Genomic DNA, 23,324 nt, shown 5'->3' with positions numbered 1-23,324 from the left:
TGGACCACGTGCATTGTGCACGCGCCCCAGATTTCAATGTAGCTTAGTTATTCCGTCGGGGGGCAGGAGATGTAGAGCTGCCAGCTTCGGAGCGTCGGGACGTAGATGGCGCTATTGGGATACGCACCTTGTGGGGACGGGTGGAGCTGGAAGTGAACTCGGAGGAAGTTCTCCCGCTGGTAGTTGATGGCCGGGCCCAGCAACGATGAGGACACCTCGGTGTTCGGTGTGGGTGAGGCCCGCGCCGTGCCGATGCTCTTCTCGTAGGTGGCGTTGCCGGTCTTCGTCACGAGATCGGCCATGCTCGTGCCCATGATGACCGAGATGTCGATCTTTGAGCCGGTAGGTTGAGGCATGACCACGCTCGCGAGCGGGTCGTCCGTGTCCCAAGCCAGCCGATCCCACACGATGAGGGTGCCCCCGGGGCAAACGCCGGTCATGTCGTAGTCGCGGAAGAAGTTGCCGACCTCAGGGATTTTCGGGAGCTTCAGGACGACCGGAATGCGGAAGACTTCGCCGAGGCCTCGGAGGATGACGAGGTCGAACCGGAAGTACTGATCCACCGACGTGCGCGGGATCGTGACAGGCATCACGAAGGTGACTTGGAACGTGACCCCCGTGCCCGGGAGGCAGACCTGGAACTTCTGGCTCGAATAGGGGAGCCCCGCCGCTGCCGGCTCCGTGGCCATCGGCGTGATGATCGGCGCTGACACCGAGCCGCAGTTGTTCTGAACGTCGACGCTGTCGACCGTCACGACGTCTTGGATGAACGCCGTCGCAGCGCTCGGGGGCGCGAATACCGGCGGCGCGATGGGCATGTTCGCCGGGACGGCGCGGATGGTGATGTCCTGGCGGAGCGTGGTGGTCAGATCGCTGACGGCTTGCTGGACGGCGTCCTTTAGCCCGTTCGTGCTGCCGCTGAGCGGATCGCAGTCGGAGGCGTCGCGCCGGATGGAGACGACGAAGGGCTTGCCCGTGATGCCGTTGACCGAGCCCGTCGCTCGACCGACCTCTTCGAGGTAGTCGCGGGTCTGGTACTGCGAGATGGCGGCCGTGTTGGCCTGCTGGCAACTGACGCCTGAGCTGTCAACGCCGATGGTCTTGACGCCGGCCGCGTTGAGCGCCGCCACGGTTTGCTTGAAGCTCGGGGCGGCGTAGTTGTCGTCGTCGAAGGTGCCGACCTGGAGCACGTAGTTGTACGCGGGAGTGTTCGGTGTGCCCGACCCTGAGACGTAGTCGCCGAGCTTGTCGACGATCAGGAAGTAGTCGCCCGGGTAGAGGTAGGAGTTGATCTCGGACCGAACGTAACGGTCGGCGTCGACGCTCGAGCCGATCTTGTTGAACTTGTTTGCGTCGCGGTTGCAGTCGAGCACCGGGCCATGGGGGGTGGCGTCGCTGGCGACGTTTCCGGCGCCATAGAGGTTGTTGGCGCTCTTCAGGTAGAGGAACGCGTTCGGATCGCTCGTGAGCGCCGTGCCGGGGGCATTCCTCAAGAGGGCGAAGTGGTAGAAGTAGCGGTTCGCTGGATCGGTGTTCGGCTTCGCGCTGTCGCGCACCGGCACCGTGAAGCGATAGATCATCTCCGCCCACCGACGGCCATCGCCACCGGTCGTGTTCGTGAACCCCGACGCACACGCCGTTCCAGCCGGGTAGCCGTGGCACAGCGCGTTGTTGGCCGCCACTGCGGGCGTGGTGGCGGTGGCCGGGGCGGCGCCCTGCGTGCAGGCCGTCGAGCCCGCGGCGGCGAGGTAGCTGCACGCCGCTCCCGGCGTGCACTGCGGGACGCAGCCGTTGAAGGACGAGGTGCTATCGGCGCCCGAGCACGTGTAGGCGCTGTTGGGGACGGTAGCGGGTGACGGGGGCGCTGGAAACGCGCACCCGCCGCCCGTACCGCCGGCGGCCGTGTTGCAGCTGTAGGCGCGACAGCAGTTGGCGCCGTAGCCGGAGGCTGCACATTGCGCGTTGTTGGTGGCCTGATAGCTCGCGGGACAGGCGGTCTGCGAGCAGCGCCAACCGCCCGTCGCGGCGGTCGCGTAGTACGACGAGAACCCGGCCGCGCACGGCACGTAGCAGAGGTGTCGGGAGAGATCGCTCTGCGTGTACCCCGCCGGTACAGGCGCGGCTGCGGGGGTGCACGGTTGGTTGCAGGTCGACGTGCCCTGGTGCCACTGCGTGTTTCCGGTGGACGGACAGAAGCGGCACGCGTTCGTCGTCGTATGGTGGCCGACGGAAGAGATCGGCGGTGGGTTCGAGGCGAGACCGACGGCGGTCATGCCCACAGCGGCCGCAGGACACTTCTCACACGCCGTCGTGGCAGTGGGCGCCACGCCCCGGTTCGCGTTGTAGGGGGAAGCGGTGGCCGAGCCGTTGTTGAAGAGGGCGTAGGACGTATCCGAGCAGCCCAAGCGATAGCACACGCCGCCGGAAAGGTAGCTCTCGGCGGGGCACGTCGCGGGCGGGGAACCGTTGCAGCAGTTGCCCACCTTCGTGTACCCAGCGGCGCAGTTGCAACACTGGGGCGCGGACGTGTTGTTGGACGGTGCCTTTTGAATCTGGGTGCCGCCGCACGTGGGGCTCTGGATACCGTAGCGAACGCGCACGATCGGGAACGTGGGATCGCCCACCTGACGCTCGACCGCGAAGTAGAAGTTCTGGTTGGCCGCGGTGGCGTAGAGCGTCACGCAATTGGTGGTGGTGGTGTTGGTGATGGAATTCGACCGGAGGGTGTAGTCGCCCGTGTTCGCCGAGGCCGAGCCAACCTTCGCGAGGAGCCGCGCCGAGACGGTGATCTGGCCATCGGACACGAGATCGACGCAGGCGTAGATGCGCTGACCGATGGTCGGTACCGTCGCGGAGCCGAAGGCGTTGACGCCGGCGGGCGCCGTGGGCAGCGACGCGGAGGCGCCCGTCACGGTGGTGGCGAGGCCGGGGAATGACGCACCCGCGCAGCCCGTGGCGTTGGGGCTAGTTTGCGTGCAGGTCGCGGCTGGAGCCACCGGAGCTCCGAGGTTCGTCGTGGTGTAGGGCAGGGTCAAATAGTTGGCGCGCGTGTCGTTGACCCAGTTTCGCGTGACCTCCGCCGTGTCGACATCCGTGATCGTGGCCGGGACGTAGCGATAGTTCGGCGGCTTGGGGGCGATGTTCGCGTAGGCGAGGCACGTTTGGTACGTCTGGTTGAGCGTGCAGTCGCGGAGCGTCGAGTGATAGGGACGCGACCCCTCGGTGGCATACGCCGGGTAGACGCCCGGGAAGGTGGCTACGAGCTTTCGATCACCGGGCGGTGTGAGCGTCGCCTCGTCGAAGGCCAACCCACTTCCGACGCTCGAGTTCGAGGCGCGCGAGGGTACGGTGCCGTAGTAGATGGCGCCCGACCCATAGGCCGGCAACGTGAGGGGCACCGCGGCCGAGAACGTGGAGCCGTCGTTGGGGGCCACCGCCGCCGGAGCCGCTTGGGCGTTCGGAAAGATGAGCGCGCCTTGGAGCGACGGGTTCGGCGCCGCCGTGGAGTGCACATAGCTGTAGTGACCGTTCGGCCCGTTGTGCGAGGGCGCGTCGGTCATCACGATCACGATCGGCGTCTTGCTCGGTCGCCAGCACGGGTAACCGGGGCTGTACCCCGAGGGCGGGTTTGCCACGGCCGGGCAGGGGACTGTGATCGCCGGTGCAACCGGGTAGTCGAGGGGGATCGCTGCGCCGGCGGCGGTGAACGAGGCCGACGGGACGGGTGTGCCGCCCCAACAATCGCGCGGGGAGACCCACCACTTCGTGGGATCGCAGGTGCTCGGCACGGCCTTGAACAACCCCTGGTAGCTCGCTCCCGACATGCCGCCGGTGGCGATCATGTAGAGCGCAGAGCTGAGCGACTCAGGGTTCGAACCGCCGGGGCGGTTCGAAATCGGTGGCGTGTACGCGTCGGTCTGCACCCAGAGCGCGGCCGCACCTGCCGCCTTGTCGTCACCGGTGATCGAGAGCAAGTGCTGAAACGGGAGCTCCGGCGTCGAGCCCGGGACGTAGGGGTTCTGCTTGTACTCCTCGAAGCGACCAAAGCCGAACTGCACCTTGCTGGCTTGGTTGTTGAAGATGCTTCGGATGCCGTCGAGCAAACTGGGAGACGCCTGGATGGCCTGCGTGAGTTTCGTCGTCTCCTCGGACATCGAGTTCGTGTCGTCGAGGAGGAAGTAGATGTCGGCGCCGGGCACTTCACCGGGCGGCAGCGCCACTGGATCTTGGGCCGTCTCGCCGGGGAGCAGCTCGTGGAAGATGAAGCCTGGGCCGTCGGGGCCCGTGTCGGGAATGCCGCCGGCATCGAGGAGGATCGCGAGGTCTTCGGGCGTGGGACCGCCATCCGGGAGGCGGTTCGTCTGCGGGAGCGTGATGCCCGCGTCGCCGAGCACGAGCTTCGACCCGCTTGAGCCGCCACCGTCGGGCGAGAGGCCGCCGCCGTTGAGCAAATTGACGGACGGATCGGGGACGTCTTGCGTCGCCTTGCAATAGAGATCGCAGGCGTCGCTGCAAGCGCCAGGACTGCCGAGGGCCTGCGTGGCGATGCCGTCGTGACCGGGCGCGTACGAGTCGATGGCGCACTCGCTCCACTTGCCGCCGCTGCAGACCTGACCGCCGAGACCACAGACCACGCGGCCGCTCGGATCTTTGCTGGTGACCTTGCCGCACGCGATGCGCTTGCCTTCGTTGGCGCACGCGCAGCCGGGGTCGTTCTTTTGGCAGTTCTGCGCGGTGCTTCCCGACGGCCTGGCCGTGGTGTCTTCGGCGCCATTCGGCTTGTCGGTGGAGCATGCGGCGAGGGCCGACAGGCCCAAGGCGAGGATGAGCGCGCTCAGGCCTCGGGCGGCGAGGCGTGTCGAGACCACAGTCTTCACTCGAACCTCATGGACGTCGTCGTGGCGACGCCGGTGAGGGTGAAGGTCCAGCCGTCCATGTTGCCGTCTCCGTCGAAGTCGAGGTTGGGAGCGCCAAAGGCCGCGCCCACGGTCGTCGACCCAAAGGGCGACGCCGCATTGGCCGACGGGATGCGGAGCGTCACGCTGCCCGTGAACACGTCGCAGTTCTGGTCGACCTTGCCGTCGATGACGGTGTGGTCGGGTTGGAAGCCGTTGAGCGAGTTGCGCGAGAACGCGAAGACGAAATTGGCCGGGCCCTGGTAGGCGAAGCGCCCCGGGTCGCCAGCCGTCAGGTCGATGGGAAGCAGAGCGGTCGTAGCGGCGCCAGGGTCGAACTCGTACTCGCTAGGGCTCACGAGGTGGACGCCTCCGAGCGTCACCGTCGGGGGAGCTCCAGCCACGGCGCCGCTGATGCGCAGGACCGCCGCCGGGTGGGTTCCGGTGATGGCTTTGGCTTGTGTCCACGCCGTTTGCACCGCGAGGGGCGCGGTGCTTGGGACAAGCTCCATGAGGTTGTAGGCCGAGTTGTCTTTGGCGCAGAGCACGCCATCGATCTGCTCCGCGGGGGGGCCCTGGGTGGACAGGTCGCGGTCGAGCGTGGGAGCCGGCGCCCCGTCGGGAAGCAACACGACGCTGCCGTCGCCGCTTGGGCCGGGGCCGGGCCCAGGCCCAGGTCCCGGGCCGGGCTCCGTGGTGCCCGTCGGTCGCGGGGCGGGGCTGTCTCCACTGCTCACGACACCCTCACCAGGGCCGTTGTCGGCGCACGCGGCAAACCACCCGGCTGTGAGCAGCGCCACCGTGGCCCATCTGATCCCGACGAGGAGCTTCTTCATTCGCTCGTGTTCTCCCCGCGCCAGAAGGCGCAGCAACCCCCCCGGTCGCGAGCACGAGTCATGCCTCAAAGATGGTCGTACCGTCGACCAGGAAATCGCCACGGTTCCATCATGTGCCGACGACGACACCGCCTTCCCCACATCGCAAAGAGTTCATGGGCCGGGAGGTTTTTGCGATTGCGTCGGTGTCTCACACTTCAATAACCGGTCCGACGAAGCGGGGCGGCCGCGCACCGCCGGCTCCGCGCTTGGCGCGTCCGCCGGGCGACTGACGCGAGCTGGCCGCAACCTTTGGCTCCGTGCCATTCTGGGGACTCCATTAACTGGGAGGCACGTGAGGCCCATTGTCGATTTGGTCCGGGAGCTTCATCGCCCCAACGTGACGGAGGTTGCCCTCGCGAGCGGTCGCCTTCCTTGTCGAAAGGAGGGCGGCACGTACGTGCCTGTCGACAGGGCCGCCGTCGACGAGCCCGAGCTTGTGCGCGCCCTTGCCACCATCGGTGGCGAAGCCTTCGTCGGCGCGCTCAGCGAGAAGCCGTCGTCGTGGACCCATCGGCAGCCCGGCGTGGGGCTCGTCGCGATCATGGCTGTGCGGCGCGGGGGGAGCGTACAAGCGCGCCTCACGCTTCGCGAACGTGAGGAGCCACGCGCGAGTCAACCAGGCCCGCTCGACTTCGAGCTCGATGCGTCGCCAGCGACGGGCCCGGCCTCTGCTGCCCCGAAGGCCATCTCCGTCGGCCCGTCGTCTCACTCGGCGCCCTCCGTCGTGCCGCCGCCGGCCGCGCCGGTGCCGACGCTTGGCGGCGCGCTCGAGCTCGAGCTCGATCTAGACATTGGCGCGGGCGCGAGCATCGGCCTCGGCGAGGCTGTCGCAAGCGCAAGCTCGCGCGCGTCAGCGTCACCGCCGGCGCTCGGCGGCATCGCCGACGTGGCTGTGTCCCTCGAAGGTGGGCGCCTCGTGTCTTCTCCCATCGCGCCGGACCCGGCGCCCGTCGACCTCGGGGTGCGGGCTCCATCGGCGCGACCGCCCGCTGGCGTGGCCCTGCCAGGCGAGCTGTTCGACTTGCTCTCCGCGGCGCGGCGCAAGCACGCGACCGACGTGCACATCGTGGCCGATCGGTTGGCGACCTTCCGCATGCTCGGTGCCCTCGCCGCCGAGAGCGGCTACCTCTCGGCGGCGCAAGTCTCCGCGATGCTCATGCCCATCGTGCCGCCGCTTTTGGTGGCGACGCTCGAGCGCACCGGCTCGTGCGACTTCGCACTCGAGGACCCGAAGCTCGGCCGCTTCCGGGTCAACGTGGCGCGCCAACGGAGCGGCCTCAAGGGCTGCTTTCGGCTCATTTCAAGGGAAATTCCCCAGCTGTCGATGCTCGGCGTTCCCCTCGCCATCGCCGAGTCGACCAAGCACCATCAGGGCCTCATTCTGCTGACGGGCCCCACCGGCTCGGGGAAGTCGACCACGCTGGCGGCGCTCGTCGACATCTTGAACCGCGAGTCGACGCATCACATCGTCACCATCGAAGATCCCATCGAGCACGTGCACGTGCCGAAGAAGGCGCTCATCAGTCAGCGCCAAGTCGGCTTGCATACACGCTCCTTTGAGACGGCGCTCAAAGCGTCGCTCCGCGAAGACCCCGACGTCATCGTCGTGGGGGAGCTTCGCGACACCGAGACGGTGCGCATGGCCCTCACGGCCAGCGAGACGGGGCACCTCGTGCTCGGCACCATGAACACGCCGAGCGCAGCCAAGACTATCGAGCGCCTCATCGATCTGTTCCCGCCCGCCGACCAGGGGCAGGTGCGCATGACGCTCGCCGGCGGCCTGCGCCTCATCGTCGGTCAGCGCCTCATTCCCTCGCTGCAAGGCGGAATGGTCGCTGCGACGGAGATGCTCCCGGGCAACGTGCCTTTGTGGGCGCTCATTCGCGAGAACCGCACGTTTCAAATCCCGAGCTTGCAGCAGCGAGGCAAGCAGCTCGGCATCATTCGCCTCGACGATCAGCTCATGGACATGGTCAAGGGCGGTCGCATTTCTATGGATTCTGCACGCTTCGTCGCGGAGTCGCCGGACTTCGGGAGGTAACGCTTGGCTCGCATCGACGCACTCTTCGACTTGCTCCTCGCGCAAGGCGCCAGCGATCTCCACCTCGGGGTGGGGTATCCGCCGCTCGCCCGCGCCCGCGGCGATCTCGTTCCGCTCCGCCCGGAGCGGCTCACGGCGCATGACATGGAGTCGCTCCTCTTCGAGATCCTCGAACCAGGCCAGCGGCAGCGCTTCGAGACGGAGCACGACCTCGACTTCGCCTACGCGCTCGGGGAAAAGGCGCGCTTTCGTTGCAACTACTTCACCAAGGAGACGGGCATCGCGGCCGTGTTCCGCACGATCCCGACGCGCATTCGCTCCCTCGAGGATCTGGGCTGCCCGGAGATCGTTCGCAAGCTCGCGGAGCGCCGCGCCGGCTTGATCCTCGTCACGGGCCCCACCGGTTCCGGCAAGTCGACGACGCTCGCCGCGATGTTGCGCCACATCAACGAGACGCGCCCCTGCCACATCTTGACCGTCGAAGATCCCGTGGAGTTCGTCCACGAGCCGCTCAAGGCGCAGGTGACGCACCGCGAGATCGGGCGCGACGCCGACAGCTTTCCGAGCGCCATTCGGAGTGCCGGCCGTGAGGATCCCGATGTCATCCTCATCGGCGAGCTACGGGGCAACGAGACCATGAAGCTCGCGCTTCAGCTCGCGAGCTTCGGCGTCCTCGTCTTCGCCACCGTTCACACGAACAGCGCACCGGCGACCGTCGATCGCTTCATCAACGTGTTCGCCGCCGACGAGCAGCCGCAGGTGCGCGGCATGCTCGCCGAGAGCCTCGCCGGCATCGTGGCCCAACAGCTCGTGAAGACCGCTGACGGCAAAAGCCGCGTCGCGGCGCTGGAGATCTTGCTCGGCACGTCGGGCATCGCAGCGATGATTCGCGAGGGCAAGACGTTCCAGATTCCTAGCGTGATGCAGGCGGGCCAAGCGCAGGGCATGCAAACGATGGACATGGCGCTCGAGCGCCTGGTTCTCGACAAGCGCGTGACCTTCGCCGAGGCTTACGAGAAGGCCAGCGACAAGGAGAACTTTCAGAAGCTCCAGACGCGCGTGCCCGGATCAGGTGCGAAAGCAGGCGGCTAACACTGCTCGGTTTGCGCGTACGTCTCGAGCGAGGCGCCGCCGCCGCCCCCGAAGCCGCCGCCACCGCCAGCGAAGCTCTCGGCAGCAAACGTCTCGCCAGCGAAGTTGCCGCCGCCGAGCTCCATGCCGCCGTCATTGAGCACGTCACTCGCGTCGGCGCCCCACACGCTGAAGTCGGCCGGTGCGACCGGCTCGCTCTCTTGGTTGCGCGCGCCGTCGTATCCACCTGGCGAGTCGGTCTTGTCCCAGCGCTGGAACTCACCCGGCGTGTCGATGTCGTAGCGCGGAAAGTCGGCGCCGAAGAGGTTGCTGCACACGAAGTCGTCGTTGGCCTTGTCGAGTGCGACCATCATGTCGTCGTAGGCCCGAACCTGTCCCGGCGTGGTGATGTCCGTGCTTAACCCGTAGCCGTAGTCCGCGATCTCCGCGTCGAGGGCCCGGTCGTAGCGAGCAAACTCGCCGGTCGTGTCGATGGGCGTGCGACGGTCTTCGACGTTGTCGGAGAGGCGGTTGCCTTCCCAGTTGAGACCACCGGTGGTGACTTCGAGGTCGCTTGCGGAAAGTTCGACGAGGTCATTCATGAACGACCTCTCACGCACGTGTCGTGCCGCGCGGATTCGGCAAGAAATGCCGCGCAGAAGCGCTATCTCCGGGCGCTGCGTGGACGCCCCGCGGTTCACCTTTCGTGGCCGCCGCCACGTTCACGGCAAATTCAGCGCTCCGAAAGCGCCTGTTTAATAAATCGCGCCGAGCACCCGGGAGAGCGAAGCCTCCGCTTGCGCCGACAGATCGTGCCATGCCACCACGAGCAAGGGCGCCTCGCCGCCGGGGCTCTCGATGTCGACCACGCGTGCCGGCAGCTCGAGCGTCTCGCCGGCGATGTTAATGTGGACGACGAGCTCGGCGCCGGCGGGCAAGAGCGAGGGTGGCCGCAGTCGCGCTCCCACCAGGGAAATGTCGAGCGTCGTCATCATGAGCGCGCCCCGCGTCGTCTCGACGCGGGCCGTGCGACGGAGCGGTACGCGCAGATCGTCGTGGCTGCTTGGCAACGACGGACCGCCGGCGCCGACGAACTCACGGAAGGCGCGCCGCTCGGCGAGGTCGAGGATCGACGCGACGGGAACGACGAGGGAGCGATCGAACACGAGCGGCGTCGTCGTCGTGCGCACTTGGGCGCGCGGCGTGGCTCCTCTTGTGCTGCCGGTCGCACGGCTGCGGTAGGCCAAGATCGCGCGCACGTGCTCCTTCACGTGTTCGCGCACGATCTCATTGAGCGCTGTACGCGATACGAGCTCGAGGCGGAAGAGGGCGTCGGAGACGCTGAGGCCGTCGAGGCGGCACAAGGTTGAAACGAGCTCGATCTCGGCGGCCGTCACGAGGCCGCCATACACGAGGCGCTCCAGGAACGTCGGCAACGGAGCGCTCGACTCGACCCACCCGATGGCGCCGTCGACGAGGTGCACGCTCGCATCGAACGCGTCGTCCTCCAGGATCACCGTCTCGCAATACGCGGTCACGGGTCGCGCGCCGCCATCGACGGCCGCGGGCGCTGCGCCCGGCAGAAGCGATACACGCGTCCAGGTCAGCGGCAGCGTGAGATCGGCGACGTGGGCCGCCGCTCGGTATTCGCCCGACTGAGGACGGGGCCGCGCCGGCTCCGCGGGGGGCGCCGGAGAGGAGAAGCCGGAGAGTGCAGCCTGAAGTTTCATGGTTCTAAGGAGGACGGGGCGGGGAAGTTCTCCGCCCCGTGCCTAAGAACCATGGACGCGCGAACAAGATTCCTGGTTTCACCGACTCGCCCGAACCCCCAAATAGGCAGGTGAAGGTGCGACACCGGCGGCCCGAAACTCAAGCGCGAACCGATTCGCCAGAGGGCTCTAGCGCACGTGTTTGCGCGCCATGGCGATGGCCGCTTGGATCATCTGCTCTTGCTCCACCGGATCGGCCCAGCGGCGGCGAATCGTCTCGCTTAGCTGATCGAGCGGGTCGAAGTAGAGGAAGAACTGCCCGGCCTTCACCGAGGGCGCCGTGAAGACGCTGATGCCGGTCTCGCGATCGTAATACTCGTAGGAGTGGGCGTTGCGCTTGCCGCCGCCGCCGGGCGCATCGACGACGAAGGTGGGCGTGTTAAACCCGGCCGTCGAGCCGCGCACGTGCTTCTCGAGGTAAAGGCCCGTCTCGAGCGTGGTCCTCAGGTCTTCGACGCCCTTCACGAGGTCGTGCACGTAGACGTAGTACGGGTGCACGTTCACGTGCCCGAGCCGCTTCACGAGCAGCGTCATCGTCTCGACCGAGTCGTTCACGCGGCGCTGGAGCACCGACTGGTTCCGAACGACGATGCCGCGCTCCATCAAGACGCCCATGGCGTCTTCTGTGATGCCGGTGATCTCGTTGGGGTTGTTGAAGTGCGTGTGCAGCACGACCTCCTTGTGGAGCTTGCGGCCGCGCTCGACGACCTTCGTGAGCGCGTCGACCCACGGGGCGTCGGTGAGGATCTTCATCGGCATCACGGCCGGGCCCTTCGTGGCAAACCGCATGCGGCGCACGTTCGGCATGTCGAGCAGGGCCATCCCGATGTCTTCGATTTGTTGCGCGCGGAGCTGGTAGGCGTCGCCGCCGGAGATGACGATGTCCTCGAGCTCGGGCCGCGACGCGATGTATTGGTACGCGCGACGCCAGCGGTCTTCGTTGACCTTGAGCTGCACCTTCTCGACCTCCTCCGTGTCGAGCCCGATGGCGTAGCTCCGCGTGCAGAAGCGGCAATAGACGGGGCAGGTGTCGAGCGGCAAAAAGAGCGCCTTGTCGACGTAGCGGTGCGTGAGCCCCGGCACCGGCGCGTCTTCTTGCTCGTGGAGCGAGTCGAGGTTGAGCTTCGGATGATCCGGCAAGAGACGCGACGCGACGGGCACGAACTGCGTCCGCAACGGATCGGCGTAGGGGTCGCTCCAATCGATGAGCGACATCAGGTACGGGCTCACGCGCACGCTCATGGGGGCGCGCTTGAAGCCCGCCGCCGCGTCCTCCGTGAAGGTCTCGGGCACGAGGCCTTCGAGCGCCTTCAGGAGCTTCGGAATGTTGGTGATCGTGTGCTTCGCCTGCCAGTTGTGATCGAGGAAGGTCTTCTCGTCGACCTCGGCGTAGGCTGGGATTCGCCGCCAGAATGGGCCCCGGAGGAGGTCTCTATGCTTGAGCGTCGACGGGTCGACCGGCGGCTTCTTGGGGACGATGGGCTCGTGTTGGACGATCGGGAGCGCGGTCGACATGCCCTGCTTCTCCCACGGCCTTGAGCGCCGTTCAAGTTCGAGCACACGGCATTGTTGCAGTGCACAATAATCGGGCCCTGCCGCGCTGGAGACGGCGCTAGGCCCCGTAGCGCGCCAGCGTTGCTTTCAGGTCCGCCGCCAGGGCCCGCGCCAGCTCCGGCGGTTCGACGACGCGCGCCCGCGGCCCGAAGCCCAGGATCCAGCGCTTCACGGCCTCCAGCTCCGGCAAGACAAGGGAAAGGCGCACGCGCCCGTCGGGCGCCGTCGCGATCCTCTGGGACGCGTGCCACTTGCGGGCGCGAACCTCGGCCGCCGCCGCCTTGTCGAACTCTACGATGATGCGGTGCTCGAGGCCCGGCGCCGAAACGCCAAACGCGCCGTGCAGGAAGGCCCTGAGATCGAAGTCGGCGGGCACGACGAAGCGCTTCCTTTCGTTGGAGACGGCCTCGGCGATGGCCTCGAGCGCGTGCACCTCGAGGCGGCCCGAGGCGACGTCCCGCACGACGCAGGTCAGGTCGCCGTGATGCGCCACGAGCGCGTAGGGCTCCACATCGACAGGCTCCGCGCGATCCAGGAGCCGCAATCGCGTCTCGCGGCACTCGGCGACGGCGCGAAACAGCTCGTCGGTGAGCTCGCCGCGGCCCGCGTAGGAGCGAGCGGGAAACGGCGCGTAGAGGAAGCGCTCCTCGAGCTTCTGGTCGAGGGGGATGTCGCCGCCGGCGCGCCCTCGCGTGGGCCTCTGCGCGAGCGTCGCCACCATGCCGAGGCCGATGTCGAACTCGTCGAAGAGCGCCGAGCCGCGAAACACGTCGAAGAGGCCTCGCGTCGCGAGGAGGCCGTAGGCTTGCGTTCGTCGCAACGCGACGGCGCGGCCGCGCTCGCTGGGCTTGATGCGCCACTCGTGCGGCGAGCCGGGGCCGAGGGGAACGGACTCGAGCTCCGTCAGGCGGCTGAGCTCTTTCAAGTAGCGCCGCACCGAACGCGTCGTCACGTGGAGCATCACCGCGAGCTCTTCGAGGCGCAGTCCGCGGGGGTTGGCTTCCAAGACCGCGCGCAGCCGGTCGAGCCTTCGGTGTTGCGTGAAGGAGCCGCTCGGTCGTCCACGCCGCTGGCCTCGTCGTCGGGCCGTCTCGCCGGCGCGCTCGCCAGCGCGCTTCGTCGCCGCCGCGTTCGTCGCGAGCGGGAGCTGGGCGCCGCGCGCGGGCACGAGCGCGCCCGGCGCACGACTCGGCGACGGCGTTGGCGGCGGACGCGTGTCACGGGAGGGCGGAGCGGGCTTCATGGTTTGCTCGCGCCGGGGCTGCCCGCCTCCAGATCGCCGGCGTCGGGGAGCTCGGCGAGGCCCAGCGTGCGGAGCTCCTTCCGAAAGCGCGCGCGGTACTGCTCATGGCACGACACGCACGCGACGCGGGCCGCATCGATGCGGCCTCGACGCGCGACGTTCGCGCCGTCCTTGGCGATGGATCCCCAATAGGGGTAGGCGCTCACGTGGGGGGCCAAGGCCGCGATCTTGTCGAAGGCTTCGGCGAGCGCCTCCGCGTCGGTGCCCTTCGACGGCGGCGCCGCCGACTGCTTCATGAATCCTTGGAGGGGACAGTCGTCGCCGCCATCGGTGCCGCACGGGCGCGGCCCCGGCTCGGCGTGCGCATCGGCGCGAGCGTCGGGTCTCGCTGCCGCGGGCGGTCGCGGCAGGAATACAGGTGGTGCCGCGAGCAGGGCTCCGCTGGTCGCCGTCGCCAAGACGACCATCACGCCGACGCGGAAGAGCCAAGCCGGTGTGGCCAAGGACGGTCGCACCGCGGAAGGATACTCTCGATCGGCGCTTCTGATAGCCTCTCCCGACTCATGGAGCGTTCGCTCGTCGAGCTCATTGCCCGCAAACGAGATGGCTTCAAGCACTCGCCCGCCGAGATCGCTCATGTCATCGCCGCCTTTGGTGACGGCACGCTAGCCGACTACCAGATGGCCGCCTGGCTCATGGCCGTCTACTTCCGCGGCCTCGACGACGAGGAGACGGTCTCCCTCACCGAGGCGATGCTCCACTCGGGCCGCGTGCTCGACCTGTCCTCCGTCGCGGGGTTCAAGGTCGACAAGCACTCCACCGGTGGCGTGGGAGACAAGGTCTCCATCTGCCTGGCGCCGCTTGTGGCGGCTTGCGGCGTTCCGGTACCGATGGTCAGCGGTCGCGGCCTCGGTCACACCGGCGGAACGCTCGACAAGCTGGAGGCCATCCCCGGTTTTCGGACCGATCTCGACGTCGCGGCCTTCACGCGCATCGTCGGTGATGTTGGCACGTGCATGATCGGCCAGACGAAGGAGATCGCGCCTGCTGACAAGCGCATCTATGCCTTGCGCGACGTCACAGCCACCGTTGAGTGCATTCCGCTGATCGTCGCGTCGATCCTGTCGAAGAAGCTCGCAGAAGGCATCGACGGCCTCGTGCTCGACGTCAAGGTGGGGCGCGGCGCCTTCATGAAGGACGAGGCGCGGGCTCGCGCGCTCGCCGATGCCCTCGTCCGCGTCGGCACGCGCGCTGGCAAGCGCGTGGTGGCCCTGCTCACGTCCATGGACGCCCCTCTTGGTGAAGCCATCGGCAACGCCCTCGAAACGCGCGAGGCCATCGACGTTCTGCACGGCCGTGGCCCCGACGATCTCGTCGAATGCACGATGGTGCTCGGCGCCGAGATGCTTGTCATGGGCGGCGTGGCGAAGACGACAAGCGACGCCCGCGTTCACCTCAAAGACGCCATCGCCAAGGGGCGCGCGGCCCGCGTCTTCGAACGAATGATCGAAGCGCAGGGGGGCGATCCGCGCGTTGTCGCCGAGCCCGAGCGGCTCGTCGTCGCCACCGCCACGCACGACGTGGTGGCGCAACGAAGCGGCGTCGTCACGGCCGTCGATGCGCTCGAAATCGGGCTCTCGGCGGTCGTCTTGGGGGCCGGACGCACGCGGAGCGATCAAGCCGTCGACGCGGCCGTTGGCATCACGGTGCCGATCCGGCCTGGAGACCGCGTGAACAGCGGCGACCTGCTCGCGCGCCTCTACGTACGTCGTCCGGAGGATGCGCTTCGCGTCCAGGGACGTGTCCGCGACGCTTTCGTCGTGGGGGACGAAGCGCCGCCGCCGGCGCCCCTGGTCCGCGGTCGCATCGAGGCGTCTTGATCCTCCCACGGCTGACGTTGCTGGCGGAGCAGTTGGCCGCCGTGAGCGACGATCGGCGCGCGGAGCTGCGGCTCGTGGCCGACGCCATCGCGTCCATGACGGGCCTCGCGCTCCACGCGGCCTTTGACGCGGCGGGTGACGCGATCGTGCCCGGCGAAGCCAGCGACGCGCCCGCGACGTTCCTCGGCACCGGCACCATCGAGCGTTTGAAGTCGGTGCGGGCGGCTGAGCGCGAGGGCCAACTTCGCGTCGTCATCGAGCTCGCGCGCGCCGGTCGTCTCTACTTTGCGGGTCCGGGCCGCATCGTCGACCTTCCCCTCGACGCCGTGGCCGCCGCCGCTCGCATCGGCGAGCTGGCGAGCGCGCGGCCCGACTCGCGCGGCGAGGCGCAGGCCGTGGAGCGGCTCACGGCGCGCGTGCTTCATGAGATCGGCAACCCTCTCGCCTACGCCACGCTCGCGACGGCGCAGCTCGCTCGCACCGTGGAGACGGAGGTCGCGCGCACCTACGCGTCGGAGCTCGGCGACAGCGTTCGCAAGATGGCGGACCTCTTGACCGAGCTGCGTCAGGCGGCGCGCGGCGTGGAGGGAGCTGCCTTCGTGGGGGCTCGAAGCCATCCATCCGCGGACGCGACGAGCGGGACCGAGTCGGCGGCGCCGAGCCCGGGCGACGTCGTGCCAACGGCAAAATCCCTCCTGCTCATCGTCGACGACGAGGTGCCGCTCGCTCGCGCGCTCGCGGCGGCGCTTGAACCGCGTTTCGAGGTGGAGATCGCCACCTCGTGTTCGGAGGCGGAGGCGCGCGTGCTACGGGGCGGCGTCGCGCTCGTCTTGTGCGATTTTCACTTGCCCGACGGCTCCGGCCTTGAGCTCTTCGAGCGCCTTCATCAGCGGCTTCCTGCGTTGCGCTTTGCCTTGGCCTCGGGCGGCCTCGCGGCGGACGCCATGGTGCGCGCGCGCGAGAGCGGTATCCCTGTTTTTCACAAGCCCTTCGACGCGGTGCGTCTGGCGCAAGAACTCGCCGACCTCTAGGCGCGCTCAGCGACCGCACGCAGGTCCACGGGCATGGGCACGTTCACGGGCCTCTAGGCTGGCTTCGGGCCCGCCGACGTTCGCTCTCGCGTGCCCGTGCGAAATGGCGGGATGCTGACGCGCGCACGCGGTGCGGTGTCGAGCGCGCGACGCAGCGGGAACATGAACAAGCGCTCGACCGCGACCCGCGTTTCGACGGGCGGCGGGGTGTCGGCGGTGGCCTGCATCACGCGGAGGTCTTTCGCGACGGCGCGCTGCATCTCGCTGCTCCGCTCCACCACCGAGCGCACCTCGTCGGGCCCCTCGGCGAAGAGCGACGAGACCTCCGGCGGCATCGGCGAGACGAGCACGACCTCGGCGTCGTTCTGCCGCACCCAGGTCGCGTGATAGAGCATCGCCATGGCGCCCACGGTCTCGTGGAACATGAACGCCTTCCAGTCGAGCGAAGCGGCGAGGTCGAAGGTCTGTGGGCCGACGCGGAGCGACTGGCGATCGAGCACGACGGGCTCCCCGTTGGCGCCCGACACCACGATGCGTCCCACGGCGTCGGGCGCGCGATCCTGAACGTAGGCGATGAGCGCCTCCGCATCCCGCGCGGCCAAGGTTGAGTCGTCGAGCTGGGCGCCTAGCGCGTCGCTCTCCGCCACGGCGGCGGACCGAGCCAAGAGGGCGCGATCCGCGTCGCCCTGCTCTGCCTCGCCGAGCCGCGCCGTCAGGTATCGGGATTGCGCCGGCGAGGTGAAGGCGAGGATCGCGCGGGTGCGGCGAGGGTCAGCAAAGACCGCGAGGCCGAAGGGTTCGGCAAACATCGCGAGCACCGTGCGTCCACGTCGGCCACGACGTTCGATGCGCGTGTCGTCGACCACGACCTCGCCGAGGCCGGGGGCGCGACGTCGCGCCGTCAAGAGCACGCGCAGAAGTCCGGCGCCCAACAAGAGCGCCAAGGCCACACGTTGCCAGGTCACGATCGGCAGGACGAGCGCTGCAACAAGGAGCACGGCGAGCACGATGGCAAGGCCCCGCCGATCGTCTTTGGGTAGGTCGGTCGCTTGGCCCAACGAAAAGCGGCGCCGTGCCCCGAGTTCGGCAGCCCCGGTCTCAACAGCCCTGGTCTCAACAGCCCGGGTCTCAAGAGCCCCGGTCCAAGAGCCCGGGCGTCCGCGTCGGGGGGAAGGCTTTCGGAGGGCTTCATCGGGACCAAAACCTTCGACTCGAACGGACGCGCCCCGTTGGCTCGGCGCCGTTTGGCGAGGACTTAAAACCCTAGCATCCCCCGCCGGTCCCGGCAGGGGCTTCGAGCGGCGCCGCGCGACTTCCCATCCGCTGGACATCCGGTAAGGTGAGTGCGCTCGCTTTCGGTTCAACGAGTTCGGTTGAACCCGGGGCCGGGCGCTTCTCTTCTGGAGGTTTCATGCGCGCACGTTTTTATCTGACCTTCGCCTCGACCATGTCCTTGTCCTTGCTCGGGATCGTGACGGCTGCCCCGGGATGTGGCGACACGGAGGATGCGGCGGCGACCCCGACCTCCAGTGACGCGACGACCGACGGCAAGGCCTCCGGCGACGCCAAGTCCGATGCGGCCCCCATTGAGTGCCTCGACGCCGACATCACGCAGTTCACAGTTCCCGACGCCGCAGCGGGGGACTCCGGCGTCAACGTTGGAGCCTGTGTGGGCTGCATCAAGACCAACTGCACCTCGGAACTGCAGGGCTGCCAGGCCGACTGCGATTGCCGCGAGACGGTCATCGGCGTCTTCGCGTGCGTCGGTCAAGGCAAGGCGCTCACCGCCTGCGGCGCCGGACTCCTCAGCGCCGGCTCTGCAGCGACGTCTCTTGGCCTTTGCGCTCTCAACTCAGGGTGCGCGGCGACTTGCGCACCCGACGCCGCGGCGCCTCCGCCTCCCGCCGACGCTGGCGTGGACGCGGCCGTACCCACGGACGCTGCCGGCGGCGGTTGAACCCCGGACGCCTCGCCGCTCGGCTCGCCGGAGCAATGGGCGTGGCGCTCGTGCTCGTGGGGCTTGGTGCTTGTCACCGGCCCCGCGAGGGCGGCTTTGACGCGGCGTCGACGCTTCCTGCGTCGACGTTTCTCGGGGATGCGGCGCTCGAAGCGGGCGCCTTTGTGGATGCTCGGCGCGTCGAGCGAGACCTCGCATTCGCGCGCCTCGACGCGGGCACCTACGACGGCGCGGTGGTGGGCGCAGCGAACATGGTGGTCTCGGTCCTGAGCCAGCCGGTGTGGCCCGAGAGCGACGCGGGCTCCGAGCGCTTGGGCTACCTGAGGCACGGCGCTCGCGCCGCCGTGCTCGACGGCGTCATGCCCAACGAGGAGTGCAGCGACGGGTGGTACGAGCTCGTGTCGGGCGGCTTCGTCTGCGGCAAAGCCGTGACGACCGATCTCAAGAGCCCGCGCGTGAAGCTCGCGCCGAAGGGGCCTGATCTCGACGCCGGGTTGCCCTACCGATACGGCTTCAATCTCACCAACGGCACGCCGGTCTATCGTCGTGTGCTCTCGATTGAGGATCGGAAGAAGTACGAGCCGTGGCTCGCGCCCAAGCCACCGGAGCCGACCGCCGAAGAAGGCGAGACGACGACGACGACTTCGTCGGAAGAAGAGTCGAGCGAGTCCAAGCCGAAGCCCGAAGCGCGCGCCGCCGCCGCGCCGTCGGCGTCCGCGTCACCGTGGTTCTTGCGCGCCGACGCGGGCAAAGCCGACCTGCGACTCGGCGAGCTCAAGGGGCGAGGCGTCCTCGTGCGTCGCATGGTCCGAGGCTTCTTCCTCGCGCTCGATCGCGATTTCAAGGCGGCTGGCGCTCGGTGGTGGCGCACGACGTACGGCTTCGCGGTGCCCTTTGAGCGGGTCGCCCTGCAGCCGAAGCTCTCGGACTTTCACGGCGTGTGGTCTCTCTTGCCCGATGCGTCTTCGTTGGCTGGTGTGGGCGCGCCGCCGAGCCTCGATGCTGGCGCTCTCGACGCGTCGGGTGACGCCCTCCTTGGCGATGCCATGCTCGAGGGTGCCGTTCAAGACGCGGCCTCGGAAGCGAGCGCGTCCAAGGTTGCCGCGCTCGGCGAGCCCGGGGCGGCCTTCGTCACGAGCGGCGTCGCCGTGAAGATCGTCTACGACCGCGCGAAGCAGAAGCTCGGCTGGGCCGAGGCGTTGCCCAAGCGCCGAGCGGTCCTTCTCACGGGAGAGCGCGTCACGCTGAGCGGCGTGACCGTGCTCGGCACCACCGAGGGCTTCTTTGTGCGCGAGGCAGACGTCCGCCTCGCCAAGAAGGCGGCGCTTCCCGCCGATTTGGCTGCCGCGGAGAAGTGGATCGACGTCGACCTCACGCGCCAAGCGCTCGTGGCCTTTGAAGGCGCGCGGCCCGTGTTCGCGACGTTGATCTCATCGGGGAAGCGCAACGCCGTCGACAAGGAGAAGGATCACCCGACGCCGACCGGCACGTTTCGCATTCGTGAGAAACATGTCACGACGACCATGGACGGTGACGTCGCCGCCGACGGGCCCTACTCCATCGAGGACGTCCCTTGGGTCATGTACTTCCAAGGAAGTTTCGCGCTGCACGGCGCCTTCTGGCACAACAACTTTGGCGGCGTTCGGAGCCATGGTTGCGTGAACCTCGCGCCCGACGACGCGCGCGCTCTCTTCTTCTGGAGCGATCCGCCGCTCCCGGAAGGTTGGCACGGCGTCTTCTCCGGCGACGCGCGTCCTGGCACCCGCATCGTCATCCATGAAGACGAAGTGCCGAAGACGCGACGCCACGCGCCGGCGCCTCCGCCCTAGCTTAGCGATCGGGTTGGTTAGACCGGGTTGGTTAGATCGGGTTGGCTAGACCGGTTGGTTAGCCGCGCAGCCGATCGGCCCGGTGTTGCGCGATCCAAGGCGAGAGGCGAGAGCCTTCTTCGCCGCGCGACGCGTCGCGGACGCCGGTCGCTCGTTCGAGGCGCGAGGCTGCGATGGCAACAGCCACGGCCACGCTCTCGCGCGACTCTTCGGGCACCGCCGGGTAGCCGAGGAGCGCGTCCTTGTGGCGGTCCAGGAAGCCGGTGTCGTAGACGCCGCGCACGAAGTCGGGATGCGAGAAGAGCTTCTCGTGGAAGGAGAGGTTCGTTCGAATCCCAGTGACGACGTATTCGGAGAGCGCGCGCCGCATGCGCGCGAGGGCTCGCTCGCGCGTGGGGGCCCAAACGCTCAGCTTTGAGATGAGCGGATCGTAGAAGCTCGAGATCGTGCAGCCCGGGTAGGCGCCGCCGTCGTCGCGGACGCCGGGGCCGGCGGGCACAACCAAAGACTCGATGGTCCCCGGCGAGGGCAAAAAACCGCTCGAAGGATCCTCCGCGTAGACGCGGCACTCGATGGCGGCGCCGCGAGGGACGAGATCAGCCTGGGAAAAAGAGAGCGGTGCTCCCTCGGCGATGAGGATCATCTCGCGAACGAGGTCGGTGCCGGTGATGAGCTCCGTGACGGGGTGCTCCACCTGGAGCCGCGTGTTCATCTCGAGGAAGTAGAAGCTGCCGTCTTCGGCGAGGAGAAACTCGAAGGTCCCGGCGGAGAAGTAGCCGACGGCCTCGGCGCCCTTCTTGGCGATGGCACCCATCTTCTCGATGAGGTCGCGCGACGCGACGGGCGACGGCGATGGCGTCTCCTCCACGACCTTCTGGTTGCGGCGCTGAATCGAGCAGTCGCGCTCGAAGAGGTGCACCACCTTGCCGTGTTGATCGCCGAGTACCTGGATCTCGACGTGCCGCGGCTTGATGATCGCCTTCTCGATGTAGACGGTGTCATCGCCGAAGAACTTCTTGGCCTCTGAGCGAGCCCGCTCCCACGCCGTCGCCATGTCGGCGGCCTTCTCCACGAGGCGCATGCCCTTGCCGCCGCCACCCGATGCGGCCTTGAGCATCACGGGAAAGCCGATCTTCGTCGCAGCGGCGATGGCCTCGTCGGTTGTGTCGCACATGGCGCCGGGGACGATGGGCACGCCGGCCGCTTCCATGCGCGTTCGCGCGGCGGTCTTTGAGCCCATCTGGCGCATGGCGCTGGCCGGCGGACCAATGAAGACGATGCCGGCGCGCTCGCAGGCCTCTGGCAGCGCGGGGTTCTCGCTGAGAAACCCGTAGCCGGGATGGATGGCGTCGGCGCCAGCGCGTTTGGCGACGTCGATGATCTTGTCGACGCGAAGGTAGCTCTCGGAGGCGGCGGCGGGGCCGATGGGGAAGGCCTCGTCGGCCGACCGCACGTGGAGCGCGGCCCGGTCGACCTCCGAGTAGACCGCCACCGAGGCGATGCCCATTTCGCGCAGCGTTCGCATGACGCGAACGGCGATTTCGCCTCGGTTGGCCACGAGAACTTTTCGGATCGGCTTGTGCATCGCGCCTCGACGCGTACCACTGCTTTCCCCGAAAAGGGAGTGGGACTGCGCTACCGTGGAGCTCCCGTGGACGACGACGATCTCTTTCCGCCGAGGCCGCCGCCGCGCTTCCTCTTGGGCGACGAACCGGCGCGACCCGAGGCGGCGGCGCCCGCCGAAAAGGATCCAGCGCTCTCCGTCGGCGACCTCGGGCGCGCCCTCAAGCGCGCCGTGGAGTCCGGTTGGCCCATGCCCGTCTGGGTCTTCGGTGAGGTGACCGGCGCGCGCCCCGCGCCAAAGGGCCACCACTACTTTTCGCTGCGCGACGAGGACGAGGACGCCTCCGTCGACATGGTCATGTACCGAACGAGCCTCACGCCGCGCGCCCGCGGCCTGCTCGTCGACGGCTCGCGCGTGAAGCTCCGCGGCAAGCCCACGATGTGGACGCCGCGGGGACGGTTGCAGTTCGTCGTCGATCGCGTCGAAGCGGCCGGCAAGGGTGCGCTCCTCGAGGCGCTCGAGCGGCTCAAGGAGAAGCTCACGGCGGAGGGGCTCTTCGACGCATCTAGGAAGCGAAAGCTCCCCGCCGATCCGCGCGTCGTCGGCGTCGTGACGAGCGCCACCGGCGCGGTCATCCACGACATCTGCAAGGTGGCCTTTCGCCGCGGCGGCGCGCGCATCCTCTTGTCACCAGCGACGGTGCAAGGCGCCACGGCGCCCGCCTCCATCGTGCGGGCCCTTCAAATGTTGCAGAAGGTCCCCGAGGTCGACGTCATCATCATCGGCCGCGGCGGCGGCTCGCTGGAGGACCTGCTTGCCTTTAGCGACGAGGCCGTCGTCCGCGCCATCGCACGTTGTCCCGTTCCCGTCGTGAGCGCCGTGGGCCACGAGGTCGACGTAAGCCTCGCCGATTTTGTGGCCGACGCGCGCGCGGCCACACCATCGCAGGCGGCCGAGTTGGTCGTGCCCGACCGAGCGGCGAAGCGCGCCATGCTCGAGCAGCTCCAAAAGCGCCTTTTTCGAAGCGTTCGCGCCCGCGTCGAGACGGCCTCTGCGTCGCTCCATCGCGCGCGCACGCGCCTCGGGGATCCGCGCCTCGCGATGGCCGCGCATCAGCAGCGGCTCGACGACCGTCGCGCGCGGCTCGCGACGGTCACGGAGCGGCGCCTCGTGCGCAGTCGCGAGGAGCGTGCGCGTCTCGCGTCGCGGCTCGAGCGCCGTGATCCGCTCGTGGTCCTGGCGGCCGAACGCACGCGTCTCGCGCGCGGCGCCGAACGGCTCCGTGCCGCCTTCGACGTGGCGTTCGCGCGGCGCGTTTCGTCGCTCCAAACGGTCGCGGGCCGCCTCGATGGGTTGAGCCCGCTCAAGGTCCTCGCGCGCGGCTACGCCATCGCTCAAACGTCCAAGGGACGGGCCGTTCGCCTTGCCACCGACGTGAAAGCTGGCGAGCGCATCCTCATTCGCACGCAGGCTGCGCGGCTCGTCGTCGATGTCGTCGCGGTTAGCGCAACCAAGCCCGGCTCCGGCGACCGCGGCGCCGGCGGCTCTGGCGCGAGCGAGACGTGAAGCGCTTCGTCGTCGCGGGTCAGCCCGTGAGTCATTCGCGAAGCCC

16 protein-coding genes are annotated in these 23,324 nt (G+C 68.4%); 7 read left to right on the top strand and 9 right to left on the bottom strand.

The genetic code is table 11. The features are described 5' to 3' along the window. Window positions 1-47: 47 nt before the first annotated feature. Window positions 48-4,877, bottom strand: coding sequence for a hypothetical protein (locus IPG50_06845; GenBank protein MBK6691908.1), 4,830 nt, complete (start codon window positions 4,875-4,877; stop codon window positions 48-50). After that, on the bottom strand, window positions 4,874-5,731 hold the full coding sequence (locus IPG50_06840; GenBank protein ID MBK6691907.1) for a hypothetical protein: 858 nt from the start codon (window positions 5,729-5,731) through the stop codon (window positions 4,874-4,876). Before IPG50_06840 ends, IPG50_06845 begins: the two co-directional genes overlap by 4 nt. Window positions 5,732-6,314: 583 nt before the next feature. Here IPG50_06840 and IPG50_06835 point away from each other — a divergent pair. Then, window positions 6,315-7,814 carry a PilT/PilU family type 4a pilus ATPase gene (locus IPG50_06835; GenBank protein ID MBK6691906.1) on the top strand — a complete coding sequence of 500 codons (1,500 nt, stop codon included), beginning with the start codon at window positions 6,315-6,317 and terminating at the stop codon, window positions 7,812-7,814. 3 nt (window positions 7,815-7,817) lie between these two features. Continuing rightward, on the top strand, window positions 7,818-8,906 hold the full coding sequence (locus IPG50_06830; protein ID MBK6691905.1) for a type IV pilus twitching motility protein PilT: 1,089 nt from the start codon (window positions 7,818-7,820) through the stop codon (window positions 8,904-8,906). On the opposite strand, the gene IPG50_06825 is transcribed toward IPG50_06830, so the two are convergent. The 5 genes from IPG50_06825 to IPG50_06805 form a co-directional block, all read right to left on the bottom strand. After that, on the bottom strand, window positions 8,903-9,487 hold the full coding sequence (locus IPG50_06825) for a hypothetical protein (GenBank protein MBK6691904.1): 585 nt from the start codon (window positions 9,485-9,487) through the stop codon (window positions 8,903-8,905). The genes IPG50_06830 and IPG50_06825 overlap by 4 nt on opposite strands. A 153-nt stretch (window positions 9,488-9,640) precedes the next feature. Further along, window positions 9,641-10,615, bottom strand: coding sequence for a PilZ domain-containing protein (locus IPG50_06820; GenBank protein ID MBK6691903.1), 975 nt, complete (start codon window positions 10,613-10,615; stop codon window positions 9,641-9,643). A 168-nt stretch (window positions 10,616-10,783) separates the two neighbouring features. Continuing rightward, window positions 10,784-12,169, bottom strand: a complete 1,386-nt coding sequence (locus IPG50_06815; GenBank protein MBK6691902.1) for a KamA family radical SAM protein — start codon at window positions 12,167-12,169, stop codon at window positions 10,784-10,786. A gap of 97 nt (window positions 12,170-12,266) precedes the next feature. Next, the gene (locus IPG50_06810) at window positions 12,267-13,451 is read right to left on the bottom strand and encodes a WYL domain-containing protein (GenBank protein MBK6691901.1); all 1,185 of its coding nucleotides are present in this window, start codon (window positions 13,449-13,451) and stop codon (window positions 12,267-12,269) included. After that, entirely contained in the window at window positions 13,448-13,966 is a 519-nt protein-coding gene (locus IPG50_06805; protein MBK6691900.1) for a hypothetical protein, read from the bottom strand. The genes IPG50_06810 and IPG50_06805 overlap by 4 nt, the downstream gene beginning before the upstream one ends. Before the next feature lie 48 nt (window positions 13,967-14,014). On the opposite strand from IPG50_06805, the gene IPG50_06800 reads away from it, so the two are divergent. Together IPG50_06800 and IPG50_06795 are read left to right on the top strand one after the other, a co-directional pair. Continuing rightward, the gene (locus IPG50_06800) at window positions 14,015-15,331 is read left to right on the top strand and encodes a thymidine phosphorylase (protein ID MBK6691899.1); all 1,317 of its coding nucleotides are present in this window, start codon (window positions 14,015-14,017) and stop codon (window positions 15,329-15,331) included. Beyond that, window positions 15,328-16,362, top strand: a complete 1,035-nt coding sequence (locus IPG50_06795; protein ID MBK6691898.1) for a hybrid sensor histidine kinase/response regulator — start codon at window positions 15,328-15,330, stop codon at window positions 16,360-16,362. The genes IPG50_06800 and IPG50_06795 overlap by 4 nt, the downstream gene beginning before the upstream one ends. A 53-nt stretch (window positions 16,363-16,415) precedes the next feature. Here the strand turns inward: IPG50_06795 and IPG50_06790 are convergent, their stop codons facing one another. After that, window positions 16,416-17,360: a hypothetical protein gene (locus tag IPG50_06790; protein MBK6691897.1), complete on the bottom strand. Its 945-nt coding sequence runs from the start codon at window positions 17,358-17,360 to the stop codon at window positions 16,416-16,418. A gap of 413 nt (window positions 17,361-17,773) precedes the next feature. On the opposite strand from IPG50_06790, the gene IPG50_06785 reads away from it, so the two are divergent. Both IPG50_06785 and IPG50_06780 read left to right on the top strand, forming a co-directional pair. After that, window positions 17,774-18,319 carry a hypothetical protein gene (locus IPG50_06785; GenBank protein ID MBK6691896.1) on the top strand — a complete coding sequence of 182 codons (546 nt, stop codon included), beginning with the start codon at window positions 17,774-17,776 and terminating at the stop codon, window positions 18,317-18,319. Window positions 18,320-18,354: 35 nt separating this feature from the next. Continuing rightward, window positions 18,355-20,148, top strand: a complete 1,794-nt coding sequence (locus IPG50_06780) for a L,D-transpeptidase (GenBank protein MBK6691895.1) — start codon at window positions 18,355-18,357, stop codon at window positions 20,146-20,148. Between the two features lie 58 nt (window positions 20,149-20,206). Here IPG50_06780 and IPG50_06775 read toward each other — a convergent pair whose 3' ends face one another. Beyond that, window positions 20,207-21,733 (bottom strand): acetyl-CoA carboxylase biotin carboxylase subunit, encoded by a 1,527-nt coding sequence (locus IPG50_06775; GenBank protein MBK6691894.1) that lies wholly within the window; start codon window positions 21,731-21,733, stop codon window positions 20,207-20,209. Window positions 21,734-21,799: 66 nt separating this feature from the next. Here IPG50_06775 and xseA point away from each other — a divergent pair, with 66 nt between their 5' ends. Beyond that, window positions 21,800-23,278: an exodeoxyribonuclease VII large subunit gene (gene xseA / locus IPG50_06770; GenBank protein MBK6691893.1), complete on the top strand. Its 1,479-nt coding sequence runs from the start codon at window positions 21,800-21,802 to the stop codon at window positions 23,276-23,278. The last annotated feature ends 46 nt before the right edge of the window (window positions 23,279-23,324 follow it).

Source organism: Myxococcales bacterium (assembly GCA_016703425.1).
In the GTDB taxonomy this organism is placed as follows: Bacteria; Myxococcota_A; Polyangia; order Polyangiales; family Polyangiaceae; genus JADJCA01.
This window is presented reverse-complemented; position numbering and strand designations above follow the sequence as displayed.